Annotated in this window: 24 protein-coding genes and 1 tRNA gene; 18 read left to right on the forward strand and 7 right to left on the reverse strand. The window is 46.3% G+C overall.

The window, feature by feature from the left end; all coding sequences use genetic code 11:
• Positions 1–186 precede the first annotated feature (186 nt).
• Genes ruvC through ruvB form a run of 3 tightly spaced genes read left to right on the forward strand, consistent with a single transcriptional unit; the run spans position 187 to position 2,305 of the window.
• Complete coding sequence (gene ruvC / locus CUJ83_RS00215; RefSeq protein ID WP_230739183.1) at positions 187–675, forward strand: crossover junction endodeoxyribonuclease RuvC; 489 nt, start codon at positions 187–189, stop codon at positions 673–675.
• Positions 633–1,265, forward strand: a complete 633-nt coding sequence (gene ruvA / locus CUJ83_RS00220) for a Holliday junction branch migration protein RuvA (protein WP_230739185.1) — start codon at positions 633–635, stop codon at positions 1,263–1,265. The genes ruvC and ruvA overlap by 43 nt, the downstream gene beginning before the upstream one ends.
• The gene (ruvB, locus tag CUJ83_RS00225; protein ID WP_230739194.1) at positions 1,262–2,305 is read left to right on the forward strand and encodes a Holliday junction branch migration DNA helicase RuvB; all 1,044 of its coding nucleotides are present in this window, start codon (positions 1,262–1,264) and stop codon (positions 2,303–2,305) included. The genes ruvA and ruvB overlap by 4 nt, the downstream gene beginning before the upstream one ends.
• A gap of 455 nt (positions 2,306–2,760) precedes the next feature.
• Here ruvB and CUJ83_RS00230 read toward each other — a convergent pair whose 3' ends face one another.
• Positions 2,761–3,297 (reverse strand): hypothetical protein, encoded by a 537-nt coding sequence (locus CUJ83_RS00230; protein WP_230739196.1) that lies wholly within the window; start codon positions 3,295–3,297, stop codon positions 2,761–2,763.
• A gap of 153 nt (positions 3,298–3,450) precedes the next feature.
• Here CUJ83_RS00230 and CUJ83_RS00235 point away from each other — a divergent pair, with 153 nt between their 5' ends.
• A complete protein-coding gene (locus tag CUJ83_RS00235; RefSeq protein ID WP_230739199.1) occupies positions 3,451–4,590 on the forward strand; it encodes a CBS domain-containing protein in 1,140 nt (379 codons plus the stop codon).
• Between the two features lie 27 nt (positions 4,591–4,617).
• Positions 4,618–5,013, forward strand: coding sequence for a restriction endonuclease (locus CUJ83_RS00240; protein ID WP_230739202.1), 396 nt, complete (start codon positions 4,618–4,620; stop codon positions 5,011–5,013).
• A 517-nt stretch (positions 5,014–5,530) separates the two neighbouring features.
• On the opposite strand, the gene CUJ83_RS00245 is transcribed toward CUJ83_RS00240, so the two are convergent.
• Together CUJ83_RS00245 and thsA are read right to left on the reverse strand one after the other, a co-directional pair.
• Complete coding sequence (locus CUJ83_RS00245; RefSeq protein WP_230739204.1) at positions 5,531–5,986, reverse strand: hypothetical protein; 456 nt, start codon at positions 5,984–5,986, stop codon at positions 5,531–5,533.
• 139 nt (positions 5,987–6,125) lie between these two features.
• Entirely contained in the window at positions 6,126–7,733 is a 1,608-nt protein-coding gene (gene thsA / locus CUJ83_RS00250) for a thermosome subunit alpha (protein WP_230739207.1), read from the reverse strand.
• A 306-nt stretch (positions 7,734–8,039) separates the two neighbouring features.
• Between thsA and CUJ83_RS00255 the strand changes: the two genes are divergently transcribed.
• From CUJ83_RS00255 to CUJ83_RS00275, 5 genes are all read left to right on the forward strand, one after another.
• On the forward strand, positions 8,040–9,269 hold the full coding sequence (locus tag CUJ83_RS00255) for an aconitase X (protein WP_230739209.1): 1,230 nt from the start codon (positions 8,040–8,042) through the stop codon (positions 9,267–9,269).
• A 2-nt stretch (positions 9,270–9,271) separates the two neighbouring features.
• Positions 9,272–9,670, forward strand: a complete 399-nt coding sequence (locus tag CUJ83_RS00260; RefSeq protein ID WP_230739212.1) for a DUF126 domain-containing protein — start codon at positions 9,272–9,274, stop codon at positions 9,668–9,670.
• Positions 9,667–10,731, forward strand: a complete 1,065-nt coding sequence (locus tag CUJ83_RS00265; RefSeq protein WP_230739213.1) for a site-2 protease family protein — start codon at positions 9,667–9,669, stop codon at positions 10,729–10,731. Before CUJ83_RS00260 ends, CUJ83_RS00265 begins: the two co-directional genes overlap by 4 nt.
• Positions 10,732–10,920: 189 nt before the next feature.
• Positions 10,921–11,988: a nicotinate mononucleotide-dependent phosphoribosyltransferase CobT gene (cobT, locus tag CUJ83_RS00270; RefSeq protein WP_230739215.1), complete on the forward strand. Its 1,068-nt coding sequence runs from the start codon at positions 10,921–10,923 to the stop codon at positions 11,986–11,988.
• A 125-nt stretch (positions 11,989–12,113) separates the two neighbouring features.
• Positions 12,114–12,413 carry a hypothetical protein gene (locus tag CUJ83_RS00275; RefSeq protein WP_230739217.1) on the forward strand — a complete coding sequence of 100 codons (300 nt, stop codon included), beginning with the start codon at positions 12,114–12,116 and terminating at the stop codon, positions 12,411–12,413.
• On the opposite strand, the gene CUJ83_RS00280 is transcribed toward CUJ83_RS00275, so the two are convergent.
• Positions 12,407–13,306, reverse strand: coding sequence for a carboxypeptidase-like regulatory domain-containing protein (locus CUJ83_RS00280; RefSeq protein WP_230739219.1), 900 nt, complete (start codon positions 13,304–13,306; stop codon positions 12,407–12,409). The genes CUJ83_RS00275 and CUJ83_RS00280 overlap by 7 nt on opposite strands.
• 450 nt (positions 13,307–13,756) lie before the next feature.
• Here CUJ83_RS00280 and CUJ83_RS00285 point away from each other — a divergent pair, with 450 nt between their 5' ends.
• Entirely contained in the window at positions 13,757–14,140 is a 384-nt protein-coding gene (locus CUJ83_RS00285) for a class II SORL domain-containing protein (protein ID WP_230739221.1), read from the forward strand.
• A gap of 27 nt (positions 14,141–14,167) precedes the next feature.
• On the opposite strand, the gene CUJ83_RS00290 is transcribed toward CUJ83_RS00285, so the two are convergent.
• Positions 14,168–15,364 carry a redox-regulated ATPase YchF gene (locus CUJ83_RS00290; protein ID WP_230739223.1) on the reverse strand — a complete coding sequence of 399 codons (1,197 nt, stop codon included), beginning with the start codon at positions 15,362–15,364 and terminating at the stop codon, positions 14,168–14,170.
• A gap of 694 nt (positions 15,365–16,058) precedes the next feature.
• Between CUJ83_RS00290 and CUJ83_RS00295 the strand changes: the two genes are divergently transcribed.
• Together CUJ83_RS00295 and CUJ83_RS00300 are read left to right on the forward strand one after the other, a co-directional pair.
• Complete coding sequence (locus CUJ83_RS00295) at positions 16,059–17,279, forward strand: peptidase MA family metallohydrolase (RefSeq protein WP_230739232.1); 1,221 nt, start codon at positions 16,059–16,061, stop codon at positions 17,277–17,279.
• A 111-nt stretch (positions 17,280–17,390) separates the two neighbouring features.
• Positions 17,391–17,473 (forward strand) — tRNA-Leu (locus tag CUJ83_RS00300).
• An 81-nt stretch (positions 17,474–17,554) separates the two neighbouring features.
• Here CUJ83_RS00300 and CUJ83_RS00305 read toward each other — a convergent pair.
• Together CUJ83_RS00305 and CUJ83_RS00310 are read right to left on the reverse strand one after the other, a co-directional pair.
• Positions 17,555–17,923, reverse strand: a complete 369-nt coding sequence (locus CUJ83_RS00305) for a hypothetical protein (RefSeq protein WP_230739234.1) — start codon at positions 17,921–17,923, stop codon at positions 17,555–17,557.
• 224 nt (positions 17,924–18,147) lie between these two features.
• The gene (locus CUJ83_RS00310) at positions 18,148–19,176 is read right to left on the reverse strand and encodes a glycosyl hydrolase 53 family protein (protein ID WP_230739236.1); all 1,029 of its coding nucleotides are present in this window, start codon (positions 19,174–19,176) and stop codon (positions 18,148–18,150) included.
• 259 nt (positions 19,177–19,435) lie between these two features.
• On the opposite strand from CUJ83_RS00310, the gene CUJ83_RS00315 reads away from it, so the two are divergent.
• From CUJ83_RS00315 to CUJ83_RS00335, 5 genes are all read left to right on the forward strand, one after another.
• Positions 19,436–19,906 (forward strand): YeeE/YedE thiosulfate transporter family protein, encoded by a 471-nt coding sequence (locus tag CUJ83_RS00315; protein ID WP_230739238.1) that lies wholly within the window; start codon positions 19,436–19,438, stop codon positions 19,904–19,906.
• The gene (locus tag CUJ83_RS00320; RefSeq protein ID WP_230739240.1) at positions 19,903–20,454 is read left to right on the forward strand and encodes a DUF6691 family protein; all 552 of its coding nucleotides are present in this window, start codon (positions 19,903–19,905) and stop codon (positions 20,452–20,454) included. The genes CUJ83_RS00315 and CUJ83_RS00320 overlap by 4 nt, the downstream gene beginning before the upstream one ends.
• 244 nt (positions 20,455–20,698) lie before the next feature.
• Positions 20,699–21,043 (forward strand): PadR family transcriptional regulator, encoded by a 345-nt coding sequence (locus tag CUJ83_RS00325; protein WP_230739242.1) that lies wholly within the window; start codon positions 20,699–20,701, stop codon positions 21,041–21,043.
• Positions 21,044–21,045: 2 nt separating this feature from the next.
• Positions 21,046–21,852: an RDD family protein gene (locus CUJ83_RS00330; protein WP_230739244.1), complete on the forward strand. Its 807-nt coding sequence runs from the start codon at positions 21,046–21,048 to the stop codon at positions 21,850–21,852.
• Positions 21,853–22,106: 254 nt separating this feature from the next.
• Positions 22,107–22,421 (forward strand): PadR family transcriptional regulator, encoded by a 315-nt coding sequence (locus CUJ83_RS00335; protein ID WP_230739246.1) that lies wholly within the window; start codon positions 22,107–22,109, stop codon positions 22,419–22,421.
• Positions 22,422–22,628 lie beyond the last annotated feature (207 nt).

A 22,628-nucleotide genomic window follows, 5' to 3' on the forward strand; every position in this document is an offset into this window, starting at 1 on the left:
TCTACCCTTTTGCGAGGAGCCCGGGGATTAGGGAATATCATAAGCCATCACATTTATTTATAATAATGTTTAATTTCTCTACGATTCGCCCCACAATATATTCATAGTCTATACTTCTAATATTACTAATAAATTTGCTGGTCTAATATAGATAAGTATTCAAAGGGTTGCGAAGCAGGAGAAAAAATGAGGATATTAGGGATCGACCCGGGCATAGCGCTGACAGGATTTGGCATTGTGGAAAGTGACAAGAACGGCATACGTGCCGGAAGTTACGGCCACATATCGACTGAAAGCGGCACCCCTATGCCGTCCCGCCTAAAGATTTTATACGATGACCTCATAAAGGTAATCGACGAATATCAGCCTGATATTGTTGCGGTGGAAGAATTATTTTTTAATAAGAACGCAAAGACAGCCATCATAGCCAGTCATGCGAGAGGGGTCATAGTCCTGGCCGCCGTAAATTCAGGCCTTGATGTCGCCGAATATACACCGTTACAGGTAAAACAGTCAGTCGCAGGTTACGGAAGGGCGAGCAAGCAACAGGTCCAGGCGATGGTGACCAGCCTTTTACGATTAAAGGAGATACCGAAACCTGACGATACCGCGGACGCGCTGGCCGTGGCCATATGCCATGCGAACTCCGCGGAGATGTTAAAGAGGCAAATATGATAGCGCATATCGAAGGCATACTGGACAGCAGGTCTGACGAGAGCATCGTGATCGATGTGAACGGCGTAGGATACGAGATATTTATCCCGTCCCACCTGTTCGAACAGCTTCCGGAAGAAGGCAGCAGGTGCAAGATCTTCGTCCACACACATTTCAGGGAAGAGGACGGCTTTACGCTTTATGGCTTCACCGCTCTTGAGGACAAGGAATTTTTCCAGCTGTTGATAAAGACGGTATCCGGCATAGGCCCGAAGGTAGCCCTGAGCATAATGTCGAGCATCTCTGTCCCGGACCTGGCGGAAGCGATCGTGTCCGAGGACCTGAAGACGCTGACCCGCGTGAACGGCATAGGTAAAAAGACCGCACAAAGGCTCATAGTCGAGCTAAAGGATAAAGTAGCGGAGATGTGCCTGCTTAAGCATGAGAAGAGACTTAAGGCTGATGACGTATCTGATGATGCGATCGATGCACTGATAGCGCTCGGGTACAGCAGGCAGGTAGCGACATCGGCAGTGTTGAAGGGGAGAGAGACCTTCGCAGCAATGCCAAAAGTTGAAGACCTAATAAAAGTATCATTAAGGTATCTATGATCAACGTAACAGATAAGGAAAATGCAAAAAAGGCGGAGAAAGAGAAGCGGCTCATATCCCCGGAAATCACTGAGGATGACCACGGGGAGATGATAGTCGAGGGCATTCGCCCGAGGACACTGGATGATTTCATAGGGCAGCAAAAGATCAAGGAGAATTTAAAGGTATTCATCGAGGCCGCGAAGAATAGAGGAGAGAATCTGGACCACGTGTTACTATACGGTCCGCCGGGGCTGGGAAAGACAACCCTTGCCCATATCATCGCAAGAGAGATGGGGGCCAACATACGTTTGACATCAGGCCCGGCCATTGAAAGGCCCGGAGACCTTGCCGCCATATTGACCAATCTAAAGGAAGGGGACGTCATATTCATCGACGAGATCCACAGGCTCAGCCACGTCATTGAAGAAGTGCTGTACCCGGCGATGGAAGATTTCGAGATAGACATCATTATCGGAAAAGGCCCCAGTGCGCGCTCCATAAGGCTCGAACTGCCTAAGTTCACGCTCGTCGGCGCGACGACCAGGGCGGGCTTGTTGACATCTCCGTTAAGGGACAGGTTCGGAGTGTCGCTAAGGTTCGACTTTTACGAGCCCCGGGACATTAAGACCATAATCGATAGGTCGGCAAAGATCCTTGGAGTGGAGATGACCGAAGACGGTGCCATGGAGATCGCCAAACGCTCTCGAGGTACCCCGCGTATAGCTAACAGGCTTATGAGAAGGGTGCGGGACTTCGCGAACGTCGACAATAAGAAAGTCATAGATAAAGAGACAGCCAATGACGCGCTTAACCGGCTTGATGTGGACAGGCTTGGCCTGGATAATATGGATAGAAGGATACTGAAGACCATTATAAAGGACTACAGCGGCGGACCGGTCGGTGTCGAGGCGCTGGCAGTGACGGTCAGCGAGGAATCCAACACTATCGAGGATGTCTACGAGCCTTTCCTTATACAGATAGGCTTCGTAAACAGGACGCCCAGGGGAAGAGTCGCGACACAGGCCGCATACGAGCATATGAAAGGTTTATTAGAATAGTATCAAAGATCCAAGATCTTTGTAGCTATTGGTTTTTTGACTTTCTACACATTCAGCCTGCATTCTTGTTGCGAGCGCATATTGACCACAAAGCGAACAAAGGCGACTGGGGACACGGTTTCCAACCACGAAGCGCACTAAGGGACACAAGGGTGCACAAAGGACTTTTTTAGAAGGCTATCATATACTTAAAAAAATTTGTGGACCTTATTCGCCTTTGTGCGCTTTGTGGTGGAAACTGGTGGTCCTTAGTTGCCTTTGTGGTTAGCTTGATCGATGAAAAATTTCCGGGCTTCGCAATCAGAACACTATCAGTTTACAATAAACATGCGAAGAAATCAAAACACTACGAAAAATATCGCTGACGGATAAACATACGTCGATATGCATAAAATGATAAAGTATTTTTTTAGCAGGCAATCACCTGAAAATAAGCCCTATTTTTCATCCGTGGCTTATATGTTAAGGGTATAATCCAGGAAATGCCTTTCCTCGACCTTGCCGTCGACGAACTCGACGCGCACCTTGTTCGTGGTGAATATTATCTTACTCACTTTAGGATTATCAGGGTCGATGATCAATGTATGCTCGACATTCGGAGTGCGGTTATAGAGGATAAAATCCTTTAGTTTTTTATTTTCCGACTCAAGATACTCTATCTGCAACATGGTCATGTTGTAATTTGTCCCGTTTTCCAAAAAGAGCTTATCGTTCTCTTTTTTAAGCTGGTCGTTCTGAACGAACAATGCCATAACTGCGATGAGACAAACTATACATACCGCTATCAGGAGTATGATGAACTTTGAGACAAGATCGTTGTATCTCCTGAGTCTTTCCTCTCTTTTTCGCTCCTGGTTCTCCTTCAGTTTTTTTAGCCAGCTTTTCATCTCAAGCTCGCCTGAACCCGGGTTTGTCCTGTCAGCCATGTTATTGTCCTGCCAGATATTACTTGCACGCTTCTCGCTAATATATTTTCTTGATTTGACTGCCAATCGTATCCTGAGCGCTCAAAAAATATAGATATTAAATGTATGTACCTCAAATTAAAAAAACCTTCTCATATCAGCCGAACCCGAAATGATTATGAACATTCATTTACATATAGACGAACGTGAAGTCCGGATGGACTTCAAGGGGTAAGACATATGAACGTCTCAGAAATTACCACGAATAAGTTCGAGTGTATCGACATAAAGGCAACACTCCAGGAAGTATTGCCACTATTCACGAATACGAACCACCCATCGGTGTTAGTGTTCGACGGCAAGGAATATGCGGGGATGTTAACCGAGAAGTCGATCGTTCGCTCTATAAAGAACTTAAAGACAGGAATACACGGGCTCGTTAAAAAGACACCGAAAATTACCCCGGAGACCACCATTTACGAAGCGGCCAGATTAATGGTCGAGAACCAGCTAAAGCAATTGCCTGTGTTCGATAAAAAGATCGTAGGCGTGGTCACGAACGAAAGCTTATTGTCTCTCGCGACAGAGGGCGACTTTGGCAAAAAACCGGTCTCAAGCATTATGAGCGGAGACGTAATAACGCTCGATGTTGAAGATAATGTCGGAAAGCTTATAAACGTGTTCAGGGAGGAGGGCATCTCAAGAGTGCCCGTAATATCGAACGGCAAGCTGGCAGGCATAGTCACCATGCATGACATGCTGCATCTCATCAAGCCTAATAAGACTGACTTTAGCGAAGGCTGCATAGGTGTTGAGACCTTACCGACAAGAAAGATCCTGATCAAGGATATGATGACAGAAAGCGTCATCACAGTAAAGCCGGACGCGACCATAAAAGAGGCAGTGGATGTCATGCTTAAGAAGGACATCCAGGGTCTTGTGATATATGACGGCAAGATAAAAGGTATCGTAACAAGGACGGACGTATTGCTGGCACTTGCGACACTCGCGAAGACCGAGATACCGAACTTCACGGTGCAGATGACCAGCAGCAACATTGTCGACTATGATCAGCAATACATGGCAACATCGCTTGGAAGCTTTGTAAAGAAATTCGAGAAGTTCCTTGGCCACGGAAATATAAACGTATACTTTAAGCAGTATAAGGAAACCTTCCGCGGAACGCCTCTTGTGATCTGTAAGCTCAGGCTGAAGACTGACAAGCACTTCTACAGCGCACGCGGCGAGTCGTGGGGAGCTGACGGCGCGTTCCACATAGCGATGACAACGCTGGAGCGCCAGGTAGTTGACGATAAGGAGATCTACGAGGATAAAAGATATACGACGGCAAGCCTTGCCGAAAAACTTGACATCCTGTAAGAACCTGTAGGACCAATGGAAAAAGATATGGACGAACTCTCGTGGCAAGAGTTCGAGGAGTATATAAGGGATGTATTATCCCACCACGACTTCGTTGTGAAGTTCCGTAAGGTGTTCAAGACGCCGGAAAGGGGCTATCAGATCGACGTCGTCGGTCTCAGGAATGACCTGTGCCTGTGTATAGACTGTAAAAAATACGGAAGGGGCAGGCACAGGTCCTCTTCCCTGAAGACCGAGGCAAAAAAGCATTACGATAGATGCGTCGCACATGAGGAAGCGTTCGACGTCAGGTCCATACCCATCATAGTGACATGGCTTGACGATAATCTCATGATCGAGAACGGATGCGTCTTCGTACCGTCACATATGCTGAACGACTTTTTACTGAACCTTGACAGCTATCTTGATATGATAGGATATTGACGACTTTAAAATATTAGAGTAGTTAGTAACATAAATTCATAGAATTATGCTTTTATATCTGTCCCAAGGATAGGCTAAAGACATGATATTTTCACCACGAAATCTTTGATGAGCGGTGTTTTGCTCAGGTTTTAAGGATGAAAAGATCATTTTGTGGTCAATAGCCTATATTGTGTTTTGTGGCCGGTTTTAATCGAAACTTTCAAAAAGTTTTTTCATAGAAGCACACGAAGGCGAACAAGGACCACCAGTTTCCACCACGAAGGACGCTAAGGGCTTGAGGGTTCACAAAGGACTTTTTTGAAGATTAGCATATACATTCATAAAATTGTGGACCTTTTTCGCCTTTGCGCGCTTCGTGGTGAAAAATAGTGGATAATAATGTAGCTTTTCTGAATTGAAAATCAGCCTTATGTAAAGAGGGACCTGTGCAATATTCTACTCAGCATTAGAATATTTTACATTAGTTAAAAAGAAGAAAAATAACAATTTTGCTATACGGATAAAAATAAAAAAATTAATAATTGCCGTATAGCTTCCAGCCGTCGCTCGTGTTGACCACGACGAACTGCGATATACCGGACGAAACATGTCCGCTATATGCTACGGTCGCATTAACCGTCACCGATCTTGCCTCGGTGAAGTTACCTTCGAAAGTATTTTCAGGCAGCGTATAATTCCCGACAACTGTGAAGTTGAATATCTTTAAGTTGCTGCCGTTCTCTCCCCACCATGCCTCGTGTTCATCGATCCAAGACTGTTCGTCCATGCCTTCGACCTGGTGATATATGAGAGTGTATGCGTCCTTATAATCACCCGTGTCAAGGGCATTCCAGAAGTTCGTGACCACTTCTTGCGGCAATAGTTTCTCTTTTTCTACAGGCTGCTCTTCGATCTTAGTGCAGCCGCATAATGAAGATACTAAAGCAATACAGATTAAAGTGGCCAGTATTAACTTCAAATTTTTTAGCATATTATGCGCTCCTGTTTAAGGTTCGACCTGTAATAATGTGTAAGTTCTTACTAATATAGGTATAGGTTAATGGCATAAAGAGCTCAAATGTTGAAAAATAAAATTTTAAGGGTGTTGCAATGAACACCCGTCAAATGGATCACTGCGGCGATCCGGGTGGCTTTACCTGGGTCGCGGCCAGTATATCGTCGATCCTCAGGATCATGGTCGCTGCCTCGGTGGAACTGATGATCGCCTGTGTCTTGACCTTCATCGGCTCGATCACGCCCATCTTGATCATATCCACAGCCTCTCCGGAGAAGACGTTAAGGCCATAGTTCTTGCCATTTTTACCCTCGTGCTTGCTCTTAAGGGCTATTATCATGTCGATGGGGTTTAATCCTGCGTTAGACGCAAGGGCCTTCGGTATGACCTCAAGCGAGGTAGCGAAAGCTTCAATGGCAAGCTGTTCCTTGCCGCTGACCTTCGCAGAGTACTGCTTTAAGCGAAGCGACAGTTCGATCTCCGGTGCGGCTCCGCCCGGGACCACAAGCCCCTCTTTTAATGCGGTCTGGACAGCCCTGAGCCCGTCGTCAATGCCTCTCTCATACTCGTCAAGTATGTGGGATGAAGATCCCCTGAGGATCACGGAGGTGATCTTTTTATCCTTGCATTTAGTGATAAAGACCATCTCGTCGTCGCCCACGATCTTTTCTTCTATGAGGCCTGCGACACCCAGGTCCTTCGGGCTGATGTCCTCGAGGCTGGTCACGACGTTTCCGCCCGTAGCCTTCGCCACACGCCTGACGTCAGACTCCTTAAGCCTCCTTAAGCCAATTATGCCATACTTTGCCATGTAATGCTGTGCAAGGTCATCGATGGCCTTGGTGGTGAACACGGCCTTAACGCCGAGCTTTGCTATGACATCGACCTGGTCCTTGATCTGTTTGTCTTCCGCGTCGGCGAACATCTTGAACTGCCCCGGCGTCTTGATCCTGAACTCCGCGTCGAACTCTGTGTCCTTTGCCTCTATCCCTATATCTAGCGCAAGGACTTTGACGTTCTCGAGCCTTTCGGGCATCTGGAAGTTTACCCTTCCCTTATCGATAAGGACGCCTTCGATGATCTCGGACTCGGTAACATCTCCGCCGGTCTTCTTTTCCATGACGAGGTTATTTCTCTCGACATAGTATTTGCCGCTGGCATCCTTCTCAAGGGTCGACCCTACGGACTTTACGACAAGATCTGCAAGGAACTCCCTGGCATTCTCGGTATCTTTACCGGTCATGGCCGTCTCCGCTATCTTGAGGAGCATGTCCTTGTCCTTGTCCGAAATTTTAATGGCCATTGTCTTAAGCAGCTCAAGCGACTTTTCCGCCGCCATATTATATCCCTTTATAATGCTGCTCTGATGGATACCCTGCTCTCCGAGCAAGCCTGCCTGCCTTAAAAGCTCTCCCGCGATAACTACTGCCGTCGTGGTGCCGTCGCCCACCTCGGAATCCTGCGTCTTGGCTACCTCGACCATCATCTTTGCTGCCGGGTGCTCGATGTCCATCTTTCTAAGGATGGTAACGCCGTCGTTGGTCACGACTATGTCGCCCGTCGAGTCGACGAGCATCTTGTCCATGCCTTTCGGGCCTAATGTGGTGACCACTGAGCCTGCGACAGCCATCGCCGCTAAAATATTGTAGGACTGCGCTTCATTGCCACGAGTCAACTGGCTTCCTTCGCGCATTACATAAACCGGTCCTGCTTGCTGTGCCATTAAATATCCTCCTGTGAAAGTAACTGCTGGTTTTATGTGTTTGTAGTTCGATATAAAGATTTCTGTATTATTAAATAAACAAAAATCGTTTTCAGCCATCATCGGTGGGATAAAGTTTACAGGCGTTTCCTGACCTATCCCTTCCCGGCAGATAACTTAATATTATGAATAAGTACAAAAAGTTTATTAAAAGTACCCGGACACCATAAAAGGATATATTACCGGCATATGAAAAAATTAACCGTAAATGGTTTATTTCAGGCGCATATCATAGAAGTATCATAAAACAGGAAGGCTGTCATTATCATGTATCTTACAAAAGATGAAGAAAAGATCTATAACGGCGAACAGGGGCCCACGCTACAAAAAATGATGGAAATACTGGTGGCGCTGGGCGATATTTTCGAGGCAGACAGGCTCATCCCTATCAAAAGCGCCCAGATAGCCGGAGTGTCATATAAGACCATCGGAGATGCAGGCCTTGAATGGATAAGCGACCTTGAAGGCAAGGTAAAGGTGCCAGCAGTGCTGAACCCGATGGGCATGGACATGGAACTCTATGAACAGATGGGCATAGATATTAAGTTCGCCAGAAAACAGGAAGAGATCATAAAGGCTTATGAGAAACTTGGCATTGCGGCCGAATGCACATGTACGCCTTATTATCTTAAAAGGCCGAATTTTGGAGATCACCTTGCGTGGTCCGAATCATCGGCAGTTTGCTTTGCGAATTCCGTGCTGGGCGCCAGGACGAACCGTGAGGGAGGGCCTTCCGCGCTTGCTGCCGCGCTTATCGGGAAGACGCCTAATTACGGGCTTCACATCAAAGAGAACCGTTATCCCACGGTCACGATAAAAGTTGAGGAACCCCTTTACGGTGCTGAGTACGGTGCGCTTGGATACGTCGTTGGCTCAAAGGTCGGCGACGGGATACCTATGTTCAAGCTAAAGTCGACCCCGACCGAGGACGAGCTTAAACACCTCGGGGCCGCGCTCGCTGCGTCGGGGGCTGTGGCCTTGTTCCATGTTTTACATGTCACCCCGGAACAATACGTCTTGCCGCCTGAAAAAATGTCGATAGACAGGCAGATGCTTTCAAGAGAAGATGACTGGCAGGTGCCGGAGAGATATTTCCTGCCGAGGGAGAAGATAGAGGTAGATGTCGGCCATATAAAAGAGCTTGTAAAACAGCATGTCAGGCCGGACATTATCGCCATGGGCTGCCCGCATGCGTCGAAGGGGGAGCTGGAAGAGATACTCAGGCTGCTCGACGGCAGGACAGTTAAAAAAGAAGTCTGGGTATGTGCGGCACGTTCGGTGGGGGCGAAAAACCCGGAGCTTATTGAAAAGCTAAGAGAGCACGGTATAAAAGTGCTATATGATACATGTATGGTCGTATCGCCCGCGGCGAACCAGTTCAAGAAAATGATGGTGAACTCGGGTAAGGCGTTAAAATACGTACCCTCGATGTGCGGCGTGGATGCGGCGATCGGGTCTACGAAGGACTGTATCGAAGAAGCATGCAGGGGTGACTGAACATGAAGATAAGCGGCCATAAGATCTGCAGGGGGACGGCAACGGGCCCTGCGCTTGTTTCTAAGGATGCGATATCATTTTTAGGCGGAGTGGACCCAAAGACAGGAATAGTCATAGAGAAGGGCCATGCGCTGTACGGCAAGAACGTAAAGGACACGGTGCTGATATTCCCCGGAGGCAAGGGCTCCACGGTCGGCTCGTACGTAATATACCAGCTAAAAAAGAACGGGGTCGCGCCGGCGGCTATGATAAACATAAGGGCTGAGCCCATCGTCGCAGTGGGCGCCATAATATCCGGCATACCGATGGTGGATAAGCTGGAAAAGGATCCCGTCGAGACTATCAATGACGGGGACATGGTGACCGTCGACGGCACTGACGGCACCATAGAGGTAACATGATACAAAAAGAGGACATAGAGGTCATAAGGCCGGTCTTTAACATATACGAGATCTCGGATAAGGAAAGAACGTCAATACTCTACGGAGAGCCGCTAGCGGACAGCAATGTCATATACGGCGCCTTATACGGGCATTTCTCAAAGAAGAATAAAGCCATAGCTCTTGACTATCGCCTCGGCGAGTTCGTTCTCGTCATAGCGGACAAAAAGAAGGATAACATCTGGATAAACGTAGCACTGGCGATAGCCACGGTCATAACGACCATGGTCGTGGGAGCGCTGATGTACGGAGTGGACATATTCTCGACTCCGTGGCTAGTCTACAAAGGGCTTCCGTTCTCGATAGCCATAATGACTGTCCTGGGCTCGCATGAGCTGGGGCATTACTTCGTGTCAAAGAAGAACGGCATAGACTCCACACTCCCCTATTTTATCCCGTTCCCTGTGCCGCCTATAGGCACCATGGGCGCGATCATAAGACAGAAGGGACCTGTGCCGAACAGGAAGGCTCTCTTCGACGTGGGCATATCCGGCCCGCTTGTAGGACTCGCCGTATCGGTCATCATAACGGCAATAGGATTAATGCTGCCCCCTGTGGCGCCGGCGCAGGTAGCCGAGGATGTCATGTATATGCAGCTTCAGACGCCGATAATGTTCGACCTTATAGCAAGCGTGGTAAATCCGGGGGCGCAGATCGAGAGCATACACCCGATAGCTTTTGCGGGATGGGTCGGCATGCTTGTCACCGTCCTTAATATGATACCCGTCGGCCAGTTAGACGGAGGCCACGTGATACGGGCGATCCTGGGCGAAAGATCCGACAGGATATCAAAGCTCGTACCCCTGGTGATAATGTCCTTCGGCCTTTACTCGACGTTCGTCATGAACCAGCAGGGACAGATATGGATATTCTGGGGCCTGCTGACGGCATTGATGGGAAGCGGAATGCACCCGAAGCCCATAGACGACGATAATCCGATAGGCATCAGCAGAACTGTAATAGCAGTGATCGGGTTCGTTCTGACGATAATGTGCTTTACTCCGTTCCCGATAACGGTTTGAAAAGCCATTATCATAAATGGACAAGACGAACCTCTTTATCTTTTTTGTATTTTGTTAAAACTGAACATTCGCAGTTTTTGTTCGCAACAGGCTAATATAGCCCGTTAAGCCTTTAGCCGGGAGACGATAAAAAGGCTTATTTCCTAGTAAAGCGTTACTTGAGTTAAATCAAAAAAAATGGTGTAGAAAATGGAAAATGATGGACTTATCTATTACAATGGTGCTGAGGATTTTGCAAAAAAGATCAATGGGCCGGGCTCTTTCGTCCTTGTCATGGGGAACACGAAAACAGCCGCAATACCGGGAATAACTGCGGCAGGAGCAAGCGCGGAGCTTAACGTTTACACCCCTCCGCTCGACGCGGAACTTGTACACACGGGACGGATAATAACACTTGATGAAATACCTTTTACACCTCCTTTCATACCAACGCCGGGACTTATCACAAGGGCGGTCATCTCAATGTCGGACTTCAGGGAGTTCTATGTTGATGCCGGGATAGATGTTGCCCCTGTAGTCCCCCATTACAGGGTAGGCTTCGGGTCCGGAGGGGACATACGGACCGGAAAAGCCGTTTCCCGCGTAAAAGAGATCATAGAGAACGCGAAGAAAGTGGGAGCAGAAATAGCAAGCAAGTCCGAGTATATTGTAATAGGGGAGACCATCCCGGCAGGCACAACGACCGCGCTCGGAGTCCTTCTTGCGCTCGGGCTCGATATGAACGGGTACACGAGCAGCAGCATGAACACGAACCCGCACCAGCTGAAGACCTCAGTGGTCATGGAAGGCCTGAAGAACGCAGGCATAAACGGCTCATGTGATGCGATAAAGGCCATCGAGAGCATGGGCGACCCCATGATGGCAGCCACAATAGGCCTTTGCATCGGGGCGAAGGACGTGCCCATCATACTTGCCGGCGGAACGCAGATGGCAGCCGTGGCAGTACTGCTCTCAAAGATATACGACATCAGCAAGCTCAACATAGCGCTTTCCACGACGAGATGGGTCGCGCAGGATAAGACATCGAACCTGTTCGGTATCTTAAAACAGGCAGGCGTCGAGATCCCGGTCCTTATAGCCAGCCTATCCTTCGCAGGCACACAGTTCGAAGGATTAAAGGCCTATGAACAGGGCTATGTGAAGGAAGGCGTCGGTGCAGGCGGAATATCTGCCATAGCAATGGTCAAGGGTATCAAGAAGACCGATATAGAGCAAGCCGTAGAGAACATGTACGGCATGATGGTCGGCGGCAAGTAAAGGCTTATTTTAAGCCTTTTACACTTTTTTAGTATTTTTAAAGAATTATGTGTTTTACCATTTTTTATCGGACGTTTATCCCCGATTCTTTAAATTAATTATATAAAATTATATTTATATAGTATTTGACAGGTGAAGAGGAGGACGCAGCGGTGTTGGATACCTTTCTATTGTATGTGCTCGAATTTTTCGCGATCCTGATAGGCGTCATGCTGTTCAGAAAGTACATATACAGGAGGAAAACGCCTTTCGACCAAAAAGCCATATATAAAAGTGTGATGGCCGCAATATACATATGGACCATCTGGACCTGCATGGGGATTTTCGGCGTCGACCTCGGATTTGTCCTCGGGCTTATAGCGGGTGCGATCGCCGTGTATCTGCTCGAAGGGACTATCGGCTTTTTAAACAATGCCGGCTACTGATATCTTTTTAACAGGACTATGACCGCACCTATCGATAAAATCCATAATACCATCCCAAAGCCGGGGGTCTCTGCAGGCGTCGGTTCGGGAGTTGCCGTAGCGGATGGTTCCGCGGTTGCCGCGGGCGTGGGCATTAACGGGGCCGGAACAACATATACATAGTCAGGTATTGCGACGTTCGCCGTATAGGTTCCTTTCTCTACGTCCACCATGGCAAAATACATGTGCCCGTCTTTCTCTGCTGTCACATTATACTGTCCCTGAGGCACAAATGTGTACGTGTACGTGCCTATTGCCGCGGTTTTGCCATCATTCGAAAGCTGAGGGTTATCAGGTGACTTCAGGATCGCATTGTTGGCCGTACCGTTCCAGTGCCATAAAGTCACTACGGCGTCGGGCACACCGTTCCTGTTCTTATCTGTGACCATGCCGGATACTGTCCCCCATCCCACCACTCTCACAGTACAGGTATCGCTGATATCATGCTGGTACATAATGTGAGACGTGGCGGTTATGTTAACCGTGCCTACCGTGTTATTCGCGATGAGCAGGATCTTTGCCTGGCCGTTCTCATCGCTCGGCCTCGTCCGGTTGTAAGGCTCCAGTACGGCGACGGAGTCATTATCCGATGAGAAGACGACAGGTATGTTCGCCATCTTATAAGGCTTGCCGTTCAAGTATAGCTGGGCCGTTATGACCGATACGTGCATATTCTGTCCCGCGAATTCTTCGTAGGCAGTATAATTCACTGCATCCTCTACCGTAAAAGTACCTCCGCCATTGACCAGGATCACGGGAGAGTCATACTGCTGCGCCGCTGCCGGGATGATCCCCGCCATGATCAGCGCCGTGGCGAAAATAGCCATTATAAATGCCTTGTAATTCGGGGACATACTATGCAATTGATACTATATCCATGCCTAAATATTTTCCTCTGTCATATACGAATATGAAAGGATACATAGTCATTAGATCATGACTGCCGGAACAATTGATAATTTTTTATAGGATAACCCCAGTATCCTTCTTAATGATACATCATGTCGTAGCGGCGATGACTTCCATAGAGACGGCAAAAAGGCTGGAAAAAAATAAAAAAAAGCAGGTCAGGAAGTTGCCGAAAAAAGGCTCAAAAGGTAAAGAATAAAGAGTTATATACATGTCCCCTGCGGACCTATGAGATACCCGGGCCGAAAAGTGCCTTTTAACCCACCTTTTTTATGATAAATCGCCATTCTTTGAAATATTCTTGGATACTATATTTATATCTGGTATATTATACATACTATAAAATTGCTGGATATTCAGCTGGAGCATATGCTCCAGGACAACAGGTGATAGAGATGATGAGAATGGAAGCTTTTAAAACTGACGAACTTTTTCAAAAGATAAACACTCCGAAAGACGTCAAGAATATGTCTGACCTTGAGAAAAAGCACTGGCCCAGGATAGAATGCCCGGATGTTGTCGATGCAGGACAGCCGTTCGACGTTGTCGTAAATATCGGATCAGGCATCGACCATCCAAGTGAACAGGCTCACTTTATCCAGTGGATAGAGGTCGCCAGGGGAAGCTGTGACATCAGCCGCGTATACCTGGAGCCGGTATTCTCGCTGCCCCGTGTCACGTTCAGGATGAGGCTCAACAAGGATACGAGTCTCGTAGTGAGAGAAAGCTGCAACTTACACGGCATCTGGGAAAACAGAAAAGAGATAAAAGTAAAATAAAATTAATGTACGAACCATACATTAATTTTATTTTGTAGATACGATCTTTATAATATCGTTGTTCTCAAGCTCGTGCTTTTCCCCGAGCCTCATTTTCGTCCTCGCATTAACGCCGAACAGGAATGAGTCGCCGATCTGCGTATGTACTTTATACGCCAGGTCTTTGGCGTTCGAGCCTTTCTTTATCAGGAAAGCATCCGGGAGCACGTTGCCGCTCTTATCGGAGAATTTGCTTTCATCCTCGACAGGATAAGCGACTATATAGTCCAGAAGGTCGAAAACCACTGTATTAAGACATTTTTGTATACCTGTACCGCCGTTCTTAACGATGAAGTCCCTCATCTTATCCAGCGCGGCCTTCTGCGCAGCGTTCAGCTTTTCAGGGTTTAGTATCTTAAAGTCAGTATCTCCCGGGAGGTAGTCTATGAAGTTATTCTTAGCGGCCATCCTAAGCGCCAGCTCTATGCCTCCGCTGCACGGCACTACCTTATAGCCGTCCTTTTCAAGCCCCATGAGCTTCTTGATGTTCTCGGGCGGCGCTATGTCTGCCTTGTTCGCCGCGATCACCAGCGGCTTGCTGACATGCCTTAACATGTCAGAAAGGTCGATCATGTCCTGCTCGGTCCAGTTCACCACGGACTTGCTGTCAAGCCCAAGCTCGTGCAAGGCCTGCCTCGCCATGATGTCCGTAATGCCCAGTCCTGCGAACTGTTCGGCCACCACGTCCTCGATCCTGCCGCCGCCTGCTGATGTTGTCTTCCTCGATATTTTCACCCAGTTCTTGTTCAGGATGCCGTACATCCACATCGTGATCTCGTTCTCGAGGAACTTAATATCGTTAAGCGGGTCATAAGAGCCGACGGGTACAGGGTTGCCTTCGATGTCAGTGCTGCCCGATGCGTCTACGACATGTATGATAGCCTGGGCCTGCCTCATATCGTCCAGGAAAGCGTTACCAAGGCCCTTACCCTTGTGAGCTTCGGGGACGAGTCCGGCGACATCCAGCAGCTCGACCGCAATAAAGCGTTCTCCGTCAGTGCATTTCTGGCAGTCCGTCTTTAGCTCTTTACACGGACACCTGGTCCTTACATATGAGACGCCAAGGTTCGGCTTGATCGTCGTGAAAGGGTAGTTCGCGATCTCGACATCTGCGAGCGTCGCCGCCTTAAAGAATGTGGATTTTCCGGCATTAGGCTTACCGGCCAGAGCAATCATTATCGCCATAGTAAAACATCTTCTCTTAATTTAATCAATAACGTATTAATGTCGCATGAGTATTAATTACCATTTTGGTTGAACACAAAGACACGGAAAAAGTCTCAATATTTTCGAAGTCGATTAAGTCATAAGGTGTCAACAAGGCAAAAAGAATATATGACTAAGGCCTTGGTGCTTTGTCTCGTATTTTTTATTGTATATGTCATTTCATCTTCGAATAGGTCTACCACAAAGGTGAACAATGAACACTAAGGACTTTTTTAGAAGGTTAGCAAATACTTAAAAAAAATTTTGTGTACCTTACTTGCCTTCGTGCGCTTCGTGGTTAACAGTCAGTGTTCCTTGTTCGCCTTCGGGCCCTTGGTGGTTGAAAATTAGTGAACCTTTGAGCCCTTTCTAGTGAAAGAGAAGATATAATAAAAACAAGGAAGTAATGGGACACACTATCCAAAACATTGTTAAAATTCAAATTACCTGAAGATCTTTATGTTTTCGGGGAGATTATCCTTCAAACAAGAATTAATAAAGCTAAAAACGTAGAAAATAAGAGATCATGCTCATGCATGCCTATTCGCTTATACATATATCGATCTTTAGTTAAGTGATGATGACATAAACATTTTATATTTCTATGCTGATTTTATCGATGGCGTTCCAGTTGAAAAATTATCACGTTTTCAGTTATTTCCGAAAGATTGCATTGATAACTATCATATTATTGATCATTTTACCGGCCCTGGCCGGCGCAAGGAACACACCGTACCTGCCGGAATGCCCGGACTCGTTTAACACTTTAAGGTCAAGCGTTTTTGATGTTAAGTACGATCCTGACAAGGTCGATAATATAGGGTATATACTTGACCTGGCAGGACTGTCATACGACCAGGTCGCATGTTTCTTCGGAGGATACCCGTACAGGACCACCCTGGAGATAGCTTCAAGCCATGAGGAATATGAAGCCCTTTTAGGCATCGGCAACCTGTCCGTGTCGAGCATGGGCAGCGGATGGGGCGACGGGGACAACGGCATAATTGTGATAAAATCGCCGGACCAGGTCCCGGATTTTTTGACAGTGCTCACGCATGAGCTGGCGCATATCGCGCTGAGGAGCAATACGCCGGATTATAAGTATGCGATGCCCCAGTGGTTCGAAGAAGGCATAGCGGTATACGTCTCGAACGATATTTCAGAAGATAAGAGAAGAGCTTTTGAGAACATATGCAGGGAGGGAAGGTATATCCATATAGGCGAGCTTGAAAATATTCACAAGGGCTCCTACAAGCCTGACTCTAACCTCAACGACATCGGCATAGCGTACACCCAGTCAGGCATGGTCATCGAGTATATAAATGACACATATGGCAGGGATAGCATATATGAGATCATATACGACCTGGGATACTCCCGCGATGTTGACCTGTCTTTCAAAAAAGTGATCGGGAGGTCTGCGGAAGAGGTCAACTACGATATGTGGAGATCGGTAAAGGACGAGATGGACAGGCAGGACGGTAAGCTGCTGGAACAGAAGATCTATGGCTATGTGATCGACCATAACGGGAATACCATACCGAACCAGACAGTGTCATTCACGTCGGAAAGAGAAGGTTCCCCTGTCAAAGGAACGGTTTACACTGTCATGGCTGATGGCTCAGGATACTATGAGGTCGATGTCACCTACGGGCCTATCAAAGCATTTGCAGAAAAACAGGGATACGAGAGTGCGAACAAGGAAGTCATGCTGGACAGGGGTGAATCGCTGCTATTTAATATTACCCTTGACGGCTCGGCTGCCGAGGCCCGGGAACTGGCGAGGCTGAGAGCGGAAGAGGAAAAAAGAAATATCATACTGGTGAGCGCTGGAGCCTTAAGCCTTATAGTGATCTCCTCTGTGCTTGTTGTATGGAAAAGGTCTAATAAATAAGCAGTAATAGTACGGCCATCATAAATTAAAAAAGTTTAAATAGTTTGTATAGCGTATTAGTGTCGGCAATAGGCGAGACCGCATTATTTGCCGTGAACTTTTTATCGGGAAGCAGGGGTTGCCGAGTGGTCAAAGGCGCTAGATTCAGGGTCTAGTCGTGAAGGCGTTCGAGGGTTCGAATCCCTTCCCCTGCACTTAAAACATATAAGTTTTCAAAAGAGATAACTATTGTTTCTGCAAACAGGCTATACATACAGGCCTTTTCAGGAACTGTCTTAATACCGGTCATTCTCATTTAAGCTTCTATACGCCTTATCCTCAACGATGTAAATACGAGACCCGGTGAAAGGAAACATCTTTTTACCTGTGGAAAATGGCCTTTTCATGAATGACCTTAATCCTTTTCCGGAGTTATCCAGTATAGTATCTATCCTGTATATCCGATCATCATTTTCTCCCAGTATCACTAAAGATAACCTTACGAAAGAATAGGCAAGGAATATACAGGCAAGGCCGGAGATCAACAGGAATGCATTATTCAGGTCAATACTGGTGTCCTTTAAAATGATGAACAGGCATACAAGTGCAGAGAATGAGATGAACGTATAAATGGAGTACCTGAACTTACGTAGGAATCTACTCATACTACCCCCCTTCCTTATACAAACCATTATTTTATCTAACCAAGCAATTTTAGATATGCTGGTTAGTTTTTTATAGTGATCTAAAAAAATTAACGAGTTTTAGTAGAAAATTGTAAAGAATGTTAATATTGACCGTTACCGTTAAAATGTTAAACAGGAAAGCGGCTTGGTACAGTACCGGATGGCGACCCCCGATACTGTCGCCTTTACTGAACTGTTTTCGTTCATCGCACTAACTTAATTGATCTCAAGCCCGCCCAGACATCATAGATTTTCTTTTTACTTCCGTCCGCATTTTTTAAAGATATTGTCATGGTCTCAGGCTGGCTTGCGATAGCGGCCAGACCTTCTGCCGGCATTTCATGCAGGAACAGCCAGTTCACCATTTCGAGTTCATTATCTTTAGTCAGCTCTAAGAACTTGATTAAAAATCGCGCCTGCTCCTCTTCAGAGCTTTCCTTATTTTGTGACGAGACCCAGCCGATCTCCGTAAACGCCAGAGGCCTGTCTGTGTATTTAATTAACCTTGAATAATAATCCTCGGGGATATTGCCGGGATCGTCAAAATGCTGCCAGGGATAAGTGGTAAGACCTACAATGTCCGACCTATCGCTGAATCTGGTGAGCATCCAGTACTGGTCGTTATCTATCATATGGTTGTATGAGAATACGACAAAAACCTTTGTATTCGGAGACACCTCTTTTATGGCAGAGTAAGCCTCGTCATAAAGCGAAAGATAACTGTCAAGATCTTCCGGGTGCAGGTAAAAGTAGTCGTTTACCTCATTGCCGAGCGAAAAATACTCGGGCTTAAAATCCCTGGCGATATTTCTCGCTTCATTCACCCACATGCTTCTGAACACGGGGTCGGAAAGATCGGCTTTTACGCCTTCGGGAGCGTCGACGACATACTGCAAGCCTTTTCCGGGCATAGGTTCAATTGCGGCAAAGCTCAGTGTCACTACGGGCTTAAGGCCGTATACCCTCATTGCAGTTATGACTTTATTGTTTTTTAGCCTATCATATTCTCCTATGCCTGAAGGGTCCACCCAAACCATCGAGACTTCCGCCAGTTCCCCCGTTTCCCGGTAAGCGTCGTTCATATCCTCAAATGTCGTGGCCGGAACGTTCTTTGGTGTCGGCACGACGCCCAGATAAAAATCTCTCTCAGACAGGGGAAGCGAATATCCGCCATAAGTGGCTGGCGTAGCTGTTACTGATGCTCCATCATTTTGCGTACATCCGCTTAACATTAATATGGCAATTAATACCCCAAAAATTAAAAATGACTTAAATCTCATGCTTATAGACCATATTAAAATGTGATCAAGAGTATTTTATTCTAGCGATAAGTTGAGGATCCATTTACAGGATTTTGACCGGATAGCTGTGTTAAAAATTGTCCCCCTTAGTTTCCCCGGCCAATATAATCGATAATTGTCCCGGGTATTTCAACGAAAACTGTCAAAATATTATAAATAAAAATTAATAATACTACTATTAGGGCATAAGATGGTCAGATATCTAAACTGGTTCATTGCCGGGTTACTATTAGGATTATTGAACATTTTTTCCTATGCGGTAAAAAAACCGCTGGGAGTGTCCACATCATTCGTGACAGCGACCGGCGTCCTGATAAAAGCCGTGGATAGATCGCTTCTTGAAAAAAGCGAATACTTAAAGGACCATTCCACTATCGACTATCAGCTTATCCTTGTGGTTTTCATGGCCATAGGAGGTTATTTATCTTCATTGTTTTTCGGGAGAGGCTCCGGAAATGAGCGGAGGATTCGCTCTCCGGGCGGTATCCTGAGGCAGCTTTTAGGCGGTTGTTTAATGCTGTTCGGGGCCAGGATCGCGAAAGGATGTACAAGCGGGAATATACTCAGCGGCGTTGCGCAAATGGACGTTAGTAGCCTATGGTTTTCTGTAATGACGTTTCTAGCAGGGATATTGACTTTACGCTTTCTGGGGGATAGATGAGCATGAAAGACGCCGATACTAAATTACTGGCTGCCGTCACAGGATCACTGTTCGGAATAATACTTCAAAGGGCCGGCGCATCGAATTATGATAAATTAACGGGCATGCTCGGATTTTCAGACACCCATCTCCTGAAGATGATGATAACCGCTATAGGTACCGCCTCTGTCGGCATTTACGCATTAAGCCTTAAAGGTATTGAGCATTTTACCATTAAGCCTTTCAAGATATTGATGATGACCGTCGGAGGGCTGTTGTTCGGCACAGGGTTTGCTTTGAACGGATATTGCCCCGGAACAGGCATTGTTGCGGCTGTCGAAGGTAAAAAAGATGCGCTTATCGCCATGATCGGGGGAATTTTGGGCTCAATTGTTTATGTATTCCTTAAGCCATCGATAGATAAACAATTAAGTAAGCCCGATTACGGCAAGATCACTGTAGACGGTATCATTAAGCAGGATAAGATGATAACTGCATTAATATTCGGGGCGTCAATGATCCTGCTGGCATATTTCATCGATCTGGCGGAAAGATCGATAAAAAAATAAACAATATTAAGCCGTATCCGGGTCTTTACTGAGTGTGAAGAGGAATGCCTCAGGGTGACAGGGTAGTTATAGTATCTGTTTATAAGTATTCGGCCGGTTATTTTTTATCATCCATAATTTAGACAGCATTTATTCTAAGCATACAACAGTCTTGCAAAAATTTATTGGTCATAAATCATATGTTCTATATATAGAAACTAACGATAGGTACATATCTATTATATGCATACGGCTTAGAGGTAACATGCAGGAAGACATCGATAAGTGGCTAAAGGAGCTTAAAAAAGGCAGCACAAAGCTGGCAATTTTATCACTATTAAAATCCGGCGACAAATACGGGTACGAGATCATCCACCAGCTTGAAGTACTCACAAATAAGGTGGTGGTCATAAAGGAAAGTAACGCATATCCGGCATTGCACTCCATGGAAAGCGACGGGCTCGTGGAGAGTTACTGGAAGGATACTGAAGCGGGATTGCCCCCAAGAAAGTATTACAGGATAACGGAGAAAGGAGAATTACTGCTGAACGAAATGATCAAGGAATGGAATAGGTACGTCCAGGCCATGGATAATGTATGGGGGACATAATTATGCAAATAGACGAGGAAGCTAAAAAGATACTTGAAAAACGGATCTCAAAAGCTATCGACAGCATTGATATCCATAGCAATGAAAAACAAGAGATTGAGAATGAGTTACGCTCACACTTTTATGATGCCTCATTATCAAAAGCGCAGAAAAGAGGCTCGAACATTATTGAAAAGGTAGATGTTGATGCAGCTCTGGAAGAGTCAGACGACCCCGAGGATATCGCGGCAGAATATGTTAAATTACATGCGGATACCCTGGAAAGGGCGGGACTGCTCTCAAGGACAGCCGCGTTTTTTATAGACTTAATTATCGTAGTCGCCTGTGTCAGCATACTCATAGCCCCGATAGCAATTCCTTTAGGGATACTATCTTTTACTCCCGGGACTGGTTCCACAAGTATTATTGCGGTCACGCTATGGAAAGGATTGGGCATAGGCCTATACTTTAACGAGATACCCGGACTGACATATACGATAATATCGTTCATACTGGGTGCCGGCGCCCTGATAGTGTTCGTAACATATTTTGTCGTCATCGAGGGACGATACGGCTATACCCCCGGTAAAAGGCTGCTGAGGCTCAAGGTGCTGAAAGAGGACGGTACCAGGATAGGATATAAAGAGTCTATCCTGAGGAACCTGCCCAAGTTCTTCAATAACCTTATCCTGCTCGACGCCCTTATAATGTTGATCGTTTTCAGAAAAACGAAGCAGAGGGCATTCGATAAGATCGCCGGGACCATCGTCGTCCATGCAGGAAAGCCCTCCGATAAAAATATCGGGCTCTTTGAAGTCTGGAAACGCTAGACATCTATCCTGCAATCCATTTTTTATCTTTTTATTTCTGTATAATGTACAATATCGCTTTATTGCGAGCGTTTTTATTACTGGTTTCATTACCGCTTTTTTCAATGACCATCAGCCAATCAAAAGGTTTATATATACATAATCATACTATATACCTATGTAGCATATGTACATATAATGAATATGTGTACTGTGTTAGTGATAAAACGAGTAAACACGTAGATAACTGGATCCGCCAGTTAAAAAAAGGTAGTATGAAGCTCAGCATATTGTCGCTATTAAATGGCGGCGATATGTATGGATATGAACTGATCCGGGAGATGAAGACGAAGACGGAAGGATGCATATCATACAATGAGAGCAACACATACCCGGCGCTACATTCGGTGGAAGAGGAAGGGCTTGTCACCTGCTATATGAAAACGAACAGGGAAGGCCTGCCTCCGAGAAAATATTATCAAATAACTGAAAAAGGCAATCGGATCCTCAGAAATATGCTACATGAGTGGCGGAAGTATGTCATCGCTATCGACGGCATACTCGACATAAAAAACGAAAAACGGCCATAATGTCCATACAGGCCCGGAACCGATTCCGACATCAAATCCTCCTATAACCTCCCACAAAATAAAAAATACGGGCCTGTGTCGGACAAAATTTTAACGGGGCTATAAAATGATAAGCCAGACTATTATACTTTCAGGAAAGATCATCTTAATGATAGGCTTTTTTGCCTTTCTATACCTTATATTGAGAAAAATGGAAAGAGAAATGAG

The sequence above is a fragment of the Methanooceanicella nereidis genome (assembly GCF_021023085.1).
In the GTDB taxonomy this organism is placed as follows: domain Archaea; phylum Halobacteriota; class Methanocellia; order Methanocellales; family Methanocellaceae; genus Methanooceanicella; species Methanooceanicella nereidis.